This window comes from Bacteroides caecigallinarum (genome assembly GCF_016902295.1).
GTDB lineage: Bacteria > Bacteroidota > Bacteroidia > Bacteroidales > Bacteroidaceae > Phocaeicola > Phocaeicola caecigallinarum_A.
Map to the genome: position 1 here is coordinate 1 of NZ_JACJLQ010000036.1, position 12,328 is coordinate 12,328.

Below are 12,328 nucleotides of genomic sequence, written 5' to 3' on the forward strand. Positions count from 1 at the left end.
TTCATAGCTTTTAGTATGAGTTCTTTGAAGGTGGTACTTAAAGATACTCATTTTCTGTGACATACAGAACTAAAAGCTATATTTTTTTACTTGCGAAACTTAAATAAATCATAAAGCACTGATTATCTATATCCTTTTTTGTCATGTTCCTTTCGGATAAGGTCTGCCAGTCCATTAAGAAATTCTGTGAGTTTGCCCGGCTTTCGTTTTATCACGTCCTCATGCTTTTGGTGACAGTCGCTTATCTTGATGTTAAACAACCATTCAAAACCTTTGGATAAATCTACCAAATAGGCAGGTTTGCCGTTCTGATAAACAATGTCTTTGGAGAGGAACAGACCGCTTACCATTTCCATGATGTTGATAAGGGCTGTTTTGTCAGCGAGATAGAGAGGGGAAAGGCTTTGTTTTTCAATCCGCTGTTTGAGTTGTTCCGGGTATTTGATGCGCCATTCAATAAGGCGTATTTCTGTGTTTAAAAGTCCTATCGCTTCATCAATTAGATGCAAATAGGGCATTTTTTTCTTGCTCAAACCGTACACGGTATGACTTAAGACGATATAAACCAAAAGAAAAATAGCGGAGTAATACACTATAATCTTGCTCGTTAATACTGAAATTGGCTACATGGATAGCTAATTCTTCAACAGCTTTTGTTAGTTCAGATGCAGAAACTTTGCGCTGTGAGTATTCCGATAGTAATCGAAAAAAACTCTGTTGTAATAATGCTTTCATCTATTAATATTTTTAATTTCATAATTAGTTAGTTCGTCTTTTATAGAATTTTACTTATATCATTGGGTGTCTTAAAATAATAGTCTGCACGTATAGGATTAGATACATTATTGCTCCATAAAACCAATCCGGAATCAACACCGGCATTGTTAGCACATTGAATATCATAAATACTATCACCAATATAGAGAGCGTTTTCGGGGCTTACATGGGCTTTAGCCAAATATGCTACTAAGGGTGCTGCTTGGGGCTTATGTTCATCAGTATCATCGGCACATACAATTGTGGAAAAATAGTCCGCTAACCCTAATGGTTCAAAATCAGAATAATATTCTTGATATGTTTTGGAGGTTACAATGCCTAAAATATAGCCTCTTGATAAAAGGGATTGCAAGCATTCTTTGATACCTTGAAAAGGTTGAATAGTGTGCTGGAGCAATTTCATATTCCTATCCCATCGTTTCAAAGCATCTTCTATGTCGAGTATTTTGAGTAATTCCAACGCATTTCTTCCGGTAATGCCTAAAGCAAATTTCAGACTTTCATATTGAGGTGCGCGTCCTGTTATTTCTGTAATTGTTTTTATTAAAGAGTTGATGACTGCATATTCCGTATCTATCAATGTACCGTCTATGTCGAATACGATATGTTTATATTTCATGTGTTTGATTTATTAGTCAAATAATACTTGCCAGTTTCTATCGTAGTAAGCTGAAAAGCACATTTTAATTTGTTCTTCGTTATTTTTCTCTTTTGCAAGAATAGGTAATTCTTCCAATCCGAAATAGGCACTCTCATCCGTTTCAATATTGGGTCGGAAATATCCGCTTTCAATCTCACAAAGAACAAAAACTTTACAAACATTGTAGGCATAGGGGGGAATATTATGCAAATTTCTATCTTGTATAGCTATTATCCGGATAGCTTTTACATTTAATCCTGCTTCTTCTTTTACTTCTTTTTCTGTATTAGTCTTGATACTCTGATTTATATCGACCCAACCACTGGGCAAAGACCAAGTTCCATTTTTCTCTTTCACAAGCAGTATTTTATCATCTTTGAATATAGCAGCTCGTGTATCTAATTTAGGAGTTTGAAATCCTGTTTCATTGCAAAACAGATTCTTTACTTTTTCTATGGGTATTTCACTTTGCAGACTAAGCATTTCTGCTGCAATTTCTCTAATGCGTTCAAAGCGTTCTATATCAAATACATCTTTGGAGTATGTCAATCCCCCTTGGGCAATGAATTGTAGTTCTTTTGCCCATTCAAGCCATTGTGGTTGTACTATTTTATTCATATAGTGAATGTTAGTATCGTTATATTGATTTACAAAGGTATGGAAAATGAAATTCTTTATTTTTGTCCTATGTTAAAAAATCATCGGCTTGACCGGATTCTGCTAAGAGAAGGTTGTGTTATTCCTAAAAAAGAGGCAATATGTCCTAAAGTCACTCGGTGGAAAATGCTGGGATATTCTTTTATCAACTTTTCATAACGTTCTTGGGCAGACAAGTTCAGCCGGGAAATATGAATGTCCTGTAAAAGTAGAAAATTTTCTTGCTGTAACACTCTCATCCAATTGGCAATGTCAATACGGGATTTATATAAATCATTCAACTTGTCTATAGAAATGGAGTAGGTTAAGGTTTCTTCTAAGGTTTCTACATATTCAAATCCTGCTTTGTGCCGATATAAATCCCATGAACCACAAGTCGCATCGCCTTCCATAGAAAACCATGTTGTTATTTCTTTTCCATTATGCAGGATATATGAACGTGTTATACCTTTTTCTATAAAATAAACCTGATTGTCAAAACGACCAGCTTGTATGATGATAGTTTTAGCCGGAAAAGTCTGTTGTTTGAAACAGTACTTTAGCAGGTGCAATGAATCATGCGAAACAGGATAGAGTTCTTGTATCTTTCTTATTATATTATCCATTATCAATGTTTTTGCTCTTTCTACAAAAATACGAAAACAGAAAGGGATAATATTGTTGCATTCATAGTTTAAAAAGGAATTTGACTATTTTTAGCAAGGTGGGATGAAAAGAGAACCACGATGTGGATATGTGATATAGGCAAAAGAAATAGGTGGTGCTAAACTACGTTTAGTTTATCCCTTTGTCTATATAGCCAAAACGAACTAAACCTATTTCTATTGACAGCAAAATACGTGTGCTGGCGAAAAAAGAAATAGTATTACCTTTTTCGCCAGTATCGTTTTTAGCAATCTTTTTCAGTCTTGATTTATCCTTAATAGTTTGAGGAAGAAATGAACTCTTTTATTTCTTCCTCGGTTGGAAGTTCTATCATGTACTTCTGTACAAAGATATTCGGGTCTAATCCGGCAGTGGCATATTTAACTAATGTATCTCCCTTTTCGGTGCAGAGCAAAATGCCGATAGGCGGATTATCATCCGACTGCATCACTTCTGCTTTAAAGTAGTTGAGGTACATATTGAGTTGTGAAGCATACTCATGGCGGAACTTGTCTATCTTCAATTCCACAATGACATGACACTTCAAAATGCGGTGATAGAACACAAGGTCGGCAAAGAAGTAATCTTCATCAATCAAGATGCGTTTTTGCCGAGCTTCAAAGCAGAATCCATGTCCCATTTCCAACAGAAAATGTTGCAGGTTGTCAAGAATGGATTGCTCCAAGTCATTTTCTGTTACTAAGGAACGTTCATTCAACCCTAAGAACTCTAAGGTTACAGGAGTGTTGATAACATCTTGAGGTTGCAATAGGGTTGCTTGTTGCTGGACTAAAGCGGAGAGGGATTCTTTGTTTTTGGATAGTCCGCTACGTTCATAGTATAAAGACGCTATTTGTCGTTCCAATTCTTTGACAGACCAGCAGCCACGAATCGTTTCCATTTCATAGAAAGCACGTTTTACCGGGTTCTCAATTCCCGATATGGTATTTAAATGGGTGGAAGATAATCGGTTGAATAATCTATCAGCCGGAATCATCCATGTTTCGGTTTTTGGATGTTCTGCTGATAGTTTCCAAACGCCATTTTCAGATTCGGCGGTCGCCAACCGCCGAATTGGTTCGGTGAATTCGGCGGTCAATGACTGCCGAATTTGAATTTCCGATGTAATATACTGTGCAATAGGTTCTTTCAATTGTGGATAAACAAGGTACAGCCGTCTAAATTCACGGAATCTACGTTCATTCAGACCTTTTGTATTCAGCCGTTTTTCCAATTTCTTCAACAGGTATTCTCCGTAGGCTGCACGATCTTCTCCGTTCTGTTCAAACTCTACAATATAGCAACCCATAAGCCAGTTACGGGAAGTAAGGGCAAGGTTTACAGCGTGCGCGGCTTGTGTCTGCAACGTGTTCTGTATCGTGCTGATATGTTTTACTAATGCTTCAAAGTCCATAGCTACAAAGATAAATCTTTTATGGTTAAAACTCTAGTTTGGGTTTATAGGTTTTGTCCCGATTTAGGTATCGTAAATGGGTAAAATTGCTAAATAGTTGATTTTCTTTTGTTTCAGATATTGCAAAGGTACAAAACAAAATGAGATTTCAAAGTGTATTAAAGGTGTACTGAATAACGGGAAACAGGTAAAATATGGTAAAAATAGAAAAAATAGGGAATATGCAAATCGCTTAGCCTTTTTTCGTTATCCCCTGTAAAAACATTTACTTTTCCTTTGTTAAGACATAAAAAGAATGTATTTTTGAAAAAATCAACTAATCAATTACAAGATATGCAATCAGTGGTTTGGCAGGAGATAGAACAACTATATCAGGAATTTCAGAAACTTGGTATTAGTGAAGCGGTGGACTATGAAAAGTACTACCTCTATTCTCTTATTACCCATTCTACAGCGATTGAGGGTTCTACACTCACCGAAGCTGAGGCGCAAATGCTTTTTGATGAGGGCTTGACTGCTAAAGGGAAACCTTTGGTATATCATTTGATGAATGAGGACTTAAAGAAAGCATATGAGCTTGCCAAAACAGATTCTGTTAGTCTTATACCTATAACTTCTGCTTTTCTGCAAAAGTTGAATGCAACATTGATGCGTACAACAGGTAGCGTACACAATGTAATGGGTGGTTCTTTCGATTCTTCAAAAGGTGACTTCCGACTTTGCGGCGTCACTGCTGGTATTGGTGGATGGTCATATATGAATTATCAGAAAGTCCCTGCCAAAGTAGATGAACTTTGTGCTTTATTACAGGAAAAGCAAAAGACAGTGGGAACATTGCGTGAACAATATGAATTAAGTTTCAATGCCCATCTCAATTTGGTGACCATTCATCCGTGGGTGGACGGAAACGGAAGGACTGCACGTCTGTTGATGAATTATATTCAGTTCTGCCATAATCTTTTCCCTACTAAGATATTCAAGGAAGATAGAGAAGAGTATATTCTTTCATTACGTCAATCCCAAGAGGAAGAAAACAATCGGTATTTTCTTGATTTCATGTTCGGTCAATTAAAGAAGTCTCTTTTGTTAGAAATTGAAAAGTTCAATTCTTCACGGAAGAAAGGATTCAGTTTTATGTTTTGACAGGTTGAATAAAATATATGTCGGGATAGATTTAGTATCTTTGCACAGTGATTGATTAAAGATATTCCCATGAATAATATTCAGAAAAAAGCATATACCTCTAAAGAAATTCTGACCATAGCCTATCCCATACTTATCAGCCTTGTGATGGAGCAGGCAATAGGTATGACCGATACTGCCTTCCTGGGGCGTGTGGGCGAGATAGAGCTTGGTGCTTCTGCCATAGCCGGAGTATATTATATCGCTATCTTCATGATAGGTTTCGGTTTCAGTATCGGTTCGCAGATACTGATGGCGCGAAGGAACGGCGAAAAGAGATATTCCGAGATAGGCGACATATTTTATCAGGGCGTGTATTTCATGATTTTTCTGGCAGCGGCCGCGTTTACTCTTACCGAGTTGATAACGCCGTGGCTGCTTCCGAAGATACTTTCATCGCAGAATATTTATGCTGCTGCCGAGAGTTATATTCACTGGAGAGCTTTCGGATTCTTCTTCTCGTTCGTTGCTGTAATGTTCAGGGCATTCTTTGTGGGAACAACACAGACCAAGACTCTTACTCTGAACTCGCTTGTGATGGTGGGCTCGAACATTGTTTTCAATTATATCCTGATTTTCGGTAAATTGGGATTCCCGGCTCTTGGAATAGCAGGTGCGGCAATAGGCTCGTCGCTTGCGGAGCTTGTGTCGCTGATATTCTTCATTATATATACTGTCAGGAAAATAGACCTGAAGAAATATGGGCTGAACAGGTTCAGTTCATTCAATACGGATAAACTAAGAAGGATTCTTAATGTGTCTCTGTGGACTATGATTCAGAATTTCGTATCACTTTCCACATGGTTTATCTTCTTCCTTTATGTGGAGCATCTTGGCGAACGTCCGCTTGCGATAACAAATATCATAAGGAATATCTCCGGTATCACGTTTATGATAATATCTGCGTTTGCTTCCACATGCGGTTCTCTTGTGAGTAATCAGATAGGCGCCGGAAAGGCTGACAGTGTGGTATGTACTGTGCATCAGCATATAAAGCTGGCGCTGGCTATAGTTTTGCCGCTAACCGTATTGTTTGCGGTGTTTCCTACGATGGTATTAGGTATCTACACTGATATGCCAGACCTGATAGAAGCGTCAATCCCGTCGTTGTGGGTGTTCTGTACCACTACATGGCTTACGGCTGCATCGAATATATATTTTCAATCTGTATCGGGTACGGGAAATACGCGTATGGCGTTTATGTTGGAACTGTCAACTCTAGTGATTTATGCTGCATATATCACATTGATAATTCAGGTGATGAGGCTCGATGTGGCTTGGTGCTGGACTTCGGAACATGTTTACGGAGGATTCCTACTCATCTTTTGCAGTATATATCTACATCGGGGAAAATGGAAATTGAAGAGGATATAGAAAAGAATACGGATCGTTTCACAAATTAGACTGAAACGGTCCGTATTGGTTTATTGCTTAAGGCTTTTCTTATTTCAGTTTAGAGAGGAAACGTTCTCTGTCCACTATGTAGCGGATATGTTTCCCTTCGCCTATCGTGCCTTTTGAATCTGATGCAGTAACCTTGAATGTAAGCTTTCTGCCGTCTATTTCTTCAAGTACAGCTTCCGCATTGACTGTTTCTCCCAAAGCTGATGGCTTGATATGCGATGTTTCCATCATTGCTCCTACTGTAGTTGAGCCTTCCGGCAGATGGGGCGCGACTGCTTTCATTGCCGCATTCTCCATTAAAGCTACCATTGCAGGTGTAGCGAAAACTTCCATATCGCCCGAACCCATTGTGAGGGCTGTGTTGGCAGCACTTACGGTCACTGTGCTGACGTGTTTTAATCCTGTTTCCATTATTATATGTTTGTTGTTATTATCAGTTACAAAAATAAATATTATTCTTCAACTATCCATTTTTCTATTCCTCTTATCTGATTGTTGAAGTTAATGCCTACCTTCAACAATTTGCGGGTGTCGGAAGCGAATGGCTTTGCGTATTCTTTTTCATTTATCTGTTTTATAGCTTCTTCGGCACTGCCGTTCAGCTTGAATTCCATAACGTAGATATAATTGTTTGTTTTGACTATCATGTCAATTCTTCCGTTCGAGGTATGGTATTCGGCTTCGGTATAGAAACCCAATAGCTTGAAGACTATGAAAAGAACATTCTGATAGTGCAATTCAAGTTCTCTTGCCAGTTCGTAAGGGGTGTCGGCAAAGAAACTTTGCAGGCGTAGCATGAATGAATCAATATCTCCATTGCGCACATCATTTATAAATGATTTTATCTGGAATGTTGTATTACCGTTCTCTACAGACGCATAGAATGGCAACAGGAAACGGTTGAATCCTTCTTCTACTTCACGGTTGGGAAATCCCAAATAGTATAGTCTGAACTCCTTGTCGAAATCTTTGATGGTCAGATACCCGCTCTGATAAAGAATAGGTACAGGATTTACATATATAGACTCGATTCCTCCTAATGAATCCGATGATGCCATTTCATTATTGAATCTGTTCAGGTCATAATTGCTTTTCTTAAGCAGTTCCACCAGGAATGTCGGTGTGCCGGTTTCAAACCAGTAGCTTCCCAACTGCATTTCTGCAAAGGTGTTCAGAATACTGAAAGGATTGTAGATGTCTTCGCTCTTGTCGGCAAAATGATATCCGTCGTACCATATCTTCAGAGTATCCTTCATTTCCTCTTCGGACATGTCGTTCTTTTCGGCCATTACTTTTATGTCTTCCTTGAAGTCGCGGTGGAGTTCATGCTCTGTAATTCCGCAGATATTGGCAAAACGTCTTGACAGCGAGATGTCCATAAGATTGTTAAGATCACTGAACACACTGAATTTGCTGAATTTTGTAACTCCTGTAAGCAGCGCAAACTTGATGTGTCGGTCGCAGCTTTTCAGAGTTCCGTAGAATGCTTTCAGGGTGTTTCTGTATTCTGTAAGAAGCTCCTCATTTCCTATTGCCTGCAGCATAGGCTTGTCGTATTCATCTATCAGTATGACAACGTTTTTACCGGTCTTTTCTGCAGCACGCTGTATAACTCCCTGAAAACGTAAGGAGAGACTGCTTTCTGCTTCTCTTTTTCCGTATAGTTCTTCCCAGTGGGTTAATGTGTTGTTAAGAATCTCGTCCAGACTATCTTTATACTCATATTTTTGATTGTTCAGATCTATATGCAATACAGGATATTCTATCCATTCATTTTCAAGATTTTCCATGGCAAGACCATTGAAAAGTTCTTTTTTGCCAAGAAAGTATGCTTCTATGGTCGAAATAAGAAGGCTTTTTCCGAAACGTCGCGGACGGCTCAGAAAGTAATATTTCCCGTTTTTAATCAATTCATGGATATATTCTGTCTTGTCGATATAAATATATCCACCTTTACGGATTTCGTCGAAACTCTGTATCCCTACCGGATAAATATTAGCCATATAAGTGTTCTTTTTAAATGAATGATTAATCGTTACAAATATATGTTTTTCTTCGCACAATGTCAAAAATGCCAGAATAAAAGGCAATCAATATGCGGCTTGCTCTATTGAAGAATATATCGGATAATTATAGGAATTAGAATCTGATTCAAAGTTTTCAGTTCATTCCTTGCTGAAGTTACGGAATTTTGTGATTTTTGTATTACGATTATATTTATAAAAACGGATATTCTGAAAATTACAAAATCAAGCTTATGAAAAGACTTTTATTCGCAACGGTCGTTTCTATTGCCGGAGTTGCATCTTATGCTGAGGACTCTCCATTATGGATGCGTTATTGCGCCATTTCTCCTGATGGCGAGCAGATAGCTTTTACTTATAAGGGTGATATTTACACTGTACCTGTTCAGGGTGGCAAAGCTTTGCAGATAACTTCCAATCAGGGACACGACACACATCCCGTGTGGAGTCCTGACGGAAAGAATATTGCTTTTGCTTCCGATAGGGAAGGAAGTATGGATATATTTATTGTTGGCAAGGACGGTGGAGTGCCACGAAGACTTACCACTCATTCCGGAAATGAGGTGCCATACGCTTTTAGCGACAACGGTCATGTGCTTTTTCAGGCTGTAGTTATGCCTGATGCCCAGGATATGACTTTCCCCAGTTCACAGTTCCCGCAGATATATGAAGTAGGAACAGATGGGGGCAGACCTGTGATGTTCTCGTCTATACCTATGGAGGATATCAGTGTCAGTCCTGATGGCAAGTCTCTTCTTTATCATGACAAGAAGGGATATGAAGATGCCTGGAGAAAGCATCACACATCATCCATTACACGTGATATTTGGCTTTGCACAGAGCAGGAAGGGGCAGCAAGAAGTTACAGGAAAATCACTTCTTTCGATGGTGAAGACAGAACTCCAGTATGGACTCCGGACGGAAAATCGTTCTATTATCTGAGCGAGAAGGAAGGTAGTTTCAATATTTATAAATCGGATCTTGAGGGTAAGAACATAACACGTCTGACATCTCATACCGACCATCCTGTACGTTTCCTTTCAGTAGCTTCAAACGGAACTTTGTGCTATGGGTTCAATGGAGAAATCTATACAGTGAAAGAAGGAGAATCACCAAAGAAAGTCAATGTTAGCATCGTGTCCGACAGTTATGACAAGCATCTGGTGAAATGGCTGAAGTCGTCAGGCGCTACGGAGATATCAGTATCCCCTGAAGGCAAGGAGATAGCTTTCATCTTGCGTGGCGATGTATATGTCACATCTGTAGAATATAAAACCACAAAACAGATCACCGACACTCCGGAACAGGAGAGGGATATAGATTTCTCGCCTGACGGAAGGAGTATAGTATATGCTTCGGAGCGCAACGGACTCTGGCAGATATATCAGACTTCGTTGGTCAATAAAGAAGACGAACTGTTTACATACGCAAATGAATTCAAGGAAGAAAGACTTGTGAACAGTATTTATACGTCATTCCAGCCACAGTATAGTCCTGACGGCAAGGAAGTCGCTTTCCTTGAGAACAGAACAACGCTTCGTGTGCTTAACCTCAAGACGAAAGCTGTTCGTACGGTGATGGACGGTAAGTTTGAGTATTCTTATTCGGACGGCGACCAGTGGTTCGAGTGGAGCCCTGACAGCCGTTGGCTCCTTTCGGGATATATCGGCCATGGAGGATGGAATAATAATGACGTTGCACTGGTCAATGCTTCGGGAAATGGCGAAATTCATAATCTTACCCAGAGCGGATATACAGACAGTAGCGCCAAGTGGGTTCTTGGCGGTAAGGCTATGATATGGCAGAGCGACCGTGCGGGTTATCGCAGTCACGGCAGCTGGGGAGCAGAAGATGATGTCTATATCATGTTCTTCGACCTTGACGCTTACGAACGTTTCCGCATGAGTAAAGAGGAAGTTGCATTCCTGGAGGAGAAGGAGAAGAAGGATAAGGAAGAAGCTGAAAAGAAGGAAAGCGACAAGAAAAAAGGAAAGAAGAAAGGTGACGCAAAAGACAAGGAAGATGAAGTAAAGCCTTTGGAATTCGACCTTGAAAACTGTCGTGACAGAATCATACGCCTGACTGTTAATTCTTCCAGACTTGGTGACGCCGTACTTTCTGCCAAGGGGGACAAACTTTACTATCAGGCTGCCTTCGAAGGCGGTTATGATCTCTGGAAGCACGACTTGAAGGAGAACAAGACTTCAATCGTAATGAAAAAGATTGGTTACGGGGCCATGATGACTGACAAGAAACAGGAGAATCTCTATCTCTGCAATTCTTCTATCAAGAAAGTGAATATGGAGAAAGGCGAGTCGAAGGATGTTGAGTTCAGCGCTCCTTTCAATTATCGTCCGTATGAGGAACGCCTGTATATGTTCAATCATATCTGGAAGCAGGTTGAGGACAAATTCTATGTAGCCGATTTGCATGGAGTTGACTGGAAAGGCTATTACGAAAACTACAAGCGTTTCCTGCCATATATAAACAATAATTATGACTTCCAGGAAATGCTGAGTGAGTTGCTTGGCGAGCTTAACGGTTCCCACACCGGAGCAAGATATTATGCGGCCGGTACTTCATTCCCTACAGCGTGTCTTGGCGTGTTCTATGACAATGAATATACAGGAGACGGTCTGAAGATAAAGGAAATAATTGCCAAAGGACCTTTTGCTGTAAAGAAGACAGGTGTAACCGAAGGATGTATCATCGAAAAGATAGATGGCGAGAAGATATTGGCTGGTGTCGATTATTACCCGATGCTGGAAGGTAAGGCTGGCAAGAAGGTGCTTCTTTCAGTGTATAACCCTGAAACCAAGAAACGTTTCGATGTTACGGTAAAGGCAATCAGTGCAGGCGAACAGTCCAATTTACTCTATAAGAGATGGGTAAGACGAAATGAACAGATAGTTGAGAAACTTTCCGGTGGACGTGTGGCATACGTGCATGTTCAGGGAATGGATAGTCCTAGCTTCCGTACTGTATATAGCGAGTTGCTGAGCGAGAAGAACAGAACCAAGGATGCTGTGATAGTTGATACTCGTCATAATGGCGGTGGATGGTTGCATGATGATTTGGTCACACTTCTCAGCGGGAAGGAATATCAGAGGTTCGTTCCTAGAGGACAGTATATCGGCAGTGACCCGTTCAACAAGTGGCTCAAACCGTCATGCGTTCTTGTATGTGAGGACAACTACAGTAACGCCCACGGTTTCCCATGGGTATATAAGGAATTGGGCATAGGTAAGCTTATCGGAACTCCTGTTCCTGGAACAATGACTGCCGTATGGTGGGAAAGACAGATAGACCCAAGTATTGTTTTCGGTATTCCTCAGGTGGGATGTATGGATATGCGCGGCGAGTATCTTGAAAACAAAGAGCTTCAGCCGGATATTGAAGTCTATAATTCGCCTGAAGAAGTATTGAGAGGCGAGGACAGACAGCTGGAAGCTGCAGTGAAGGAGATGCTGAAAACTATTGAGTGATAACAGTGTCCAATATGTAATTTCTTCTGTTAATCTTCATGGCTCAGATTACATAAGTTAGAAATGACAATAAACAGTAAAGGTCCTGAAATGGAAATCA

The 12,328-nt window shown here is 39.9% G+C and carries 11 protein-coding genes; 3 read left to right on the forward strand and 8 right to left on the reverse strand.

Translation table 11 applies throughout. The annotated features are described in order from the left end of the window. Positions 1 to 122: 122 nt before the first annotated feature. From H6A27_RS11440 to H6A27_RS11465, 6 genes are all read right to left on the reverse strand, one after another. On the reverse strand, positions 123 to 542 hold the full coding sequence (locus H6A27_RS11440; protein ID WP_008761989.1) for a hypothetical protein: 420 nt from the start codon (positions 540 to 542) through the stop codon (positions 123 to 125). Beyond that, positions 496 to 735: a hypothetical protein gene (locus H6A27_RS11445; RefSeq protein WP_004323787.1), complete on the reverse strand. Its 240-nt coding sequence runs from the start codon at positions 733 to 735 to the stop codon at positions 496 to 498. The genes H6A27_RS11440 and H6A27_RS11445 overlap by 47 nt, the downstream gene beginning before the upstream one ends. 40 nt (positions 736 to 775) lie before the next feature. Next, entirely contained in the window at positions 776 to 1,396 is a 621-nt protein-coding gene (locus H6A27_RS11450; protein WP_122134994.1) for an HAD family hydrolase, read from the reverse strand. Positions 1,397 to 1,408: 12 nt separating this feature from the next. Continuing rightward, on the reverse strand, positions 1,409 to 2,035 hold the full coding sequence (locus H6A27_RS11455) for an NUDIX hydrolase N-terminal domain-containing protein (RefSeq protein WP_204508764.1): 627 nt from the start codon (positions 2,033 to 2,035) through the stop codon (positions 1,409 to 1,411). An 80-nt stretch (positions 2,036 to 2,115) separates the two neighbouring features. Further along, a complete protein-coding gene (locus H6A27_RS11460; protein ID WP_054960321.1) occupies positions 2,116 to 2,679 on the reverse strand; it encodes a Crp/Fnr family transcriptional regulator in 564 nt (187 codons plus the stop codon). Between the two features lie 314 nt (positions 2,680 to 2,993). Next, entirely contained in the window at positions 2,994 to 4,133 is a 1,140-nt protein-coding gene (locus H6A27_RS11465) for a PDDEXK nuclease domain-containing protein (protein WP_204508765.1), read from the reverse strand. 333 nt (positions 4,134 to 4,466) lie between these two features. Here H6A27_RS11465 and H6A27_RS11470 point away from each other — a divergent pair, with 333 nt between their 5' ends. Together H6A27_RS11470 and H6A27_RS11475 are read left to right on the forward strand one after the other, a co-directional pair. Further along, positions 4,467 to 5,276, forward strand: a complete 810-nt coding sequence (locus H6A27_RS11470) for a Fic family protein (RefSeq protein WP_204508766.1) — start codon at positions 4,467 to 4,469, stop codon at positions 5,274 to 5,276. Positions 5,277 to 5,345: 69 nt separating this feature from the next. After that, a complete protein-coding gene (locus H6A27_RS11475; protein WP_204508767.1) occupies positions 5,346 to 6,689 on the forward strand; it encodes an MATE family efflux transporter in 1,344 nt (447 codons plus the stop codon). A gap of 69 nt (positions 6,690 to 6,758) precedes the next feature. On the opposite strand, the gene H6A27_RS11480 is transcribed toward H6A27_RS11475, so the two are convergent. Both H6A27_RS11480 and H6A27_RS11485 read right to left on the reverse strand, forming a co-directional pair. Beyond that, positions 6,759 to 7,130 (reverse strand): thioesterase family protein, encoded by a 372-nt coding sequence (locus tag H6A27_RS11480; RefSeq protein WP_204508768.1) that lies wholly within the window; start codon positions 7,128 to 7,130, stop codon positions 6,759 to 6,761. A 41-nt stretch (positions 7,131 to 7,171) separates the two neighbouring features. Beyond that, complete coding sequence (locus H6A27_RS11485; RefSeq protein ID WP_204508769.1) at positions 7,172 to 8,722, reverse strand: ATP-binding protein; 1,551 nt, start codon at positions 8,720 to 8,722, stop codon at positions 7,172 to 7,174. A gap of 254 nt (positions 8,723 to 8,976) precedes the next feature. On the opposite strand from H6A27_RS11485, the gene H6A27_RS11490 reads away from it, so the two are divergent. Further along, complete coding sequence (locus tag H6A27_RS11490) at positions 8,977 to 12,228, forward strand: S41 family peptidase (protein ID WP_204508770.1); 3,252 nt, start codon at positions 8,977 to 8,979, stop codon at positions 12,226 to 12,228. Positions 12,229 to 12,328 lie beyond the last annotated feature (100 nt).

Bases quoted from the DNA above. Each gene is read 5' to 3' on its own strand.
- H6A27_RS11445 (WP_004323787.1), bottom strand. From the start codon at position 735: ATGAAAGCATTATTACAACAGAGTTTTTTTCGATTACTATCGGAATAC.
- H6A27_RS11450 (WP_122134994.1), bottom strand. From the start codon at position 1,396: ATGAAATATAAACATATCGTATTCGACATAGACGGTACATTGATAGAT.
- H6A27_RS11455 (WP_204508764.1), bottom strand. From the start codon at position 2,035: ATGAATAAAATAGTACAACCACAATGGCTTGAATGGGCAAAAGAACTA.
- H6A27_RS11460 (WP_054960321.1), bottom strand. From the start codon at position 2,679: ATGGATAATATAATAAGAAAGATACAAGAACTCTATCCTGTTTCGCAT.
- H6A27_RS11465 (WP_204508765.1), bottom strand. From the start codon at position 4,133: ATGGACTTTGAAGCATTAGTAAAACATATCAGCACGATACAGAACACG.
- H6A27_RS11470 (WP_204508766.1), top strand. From the start codon at position 4,467: ATGCAATCAGTGGTTTGGCAGGAGATAGAACAACTATATCAGGAATTT.
- H6A27_RS11475 (WP_204508767.1), top strand. From the start codon at position 5,346: ATGAATAATATTCAGAAAAAAGCATATACCTCTAAAGAAATTCTGACC.
- H6A27_RS11480 (WP_204508768.1), bottom strand. From the start codon at position 7,130: ATGGAAACAGGATTAAAACACGTCAGCACAGTGACCGTAAGTGCTGCC.
- H6A27_RS11485 (WP_204508769.1), bottom strand. From the start codon at position 8,722: ATGGCTAATATTTATCCGGTAGGGATACAGAGTTTCGACGAAATCCGT.
- H6A27_RS11490 (WP_204508770.1), top strand. From the start codon at position 8,977: ATGAAAAGACTTTTATTCGCAACGGTCGTTTCTATTGCCGGAGTTGCA.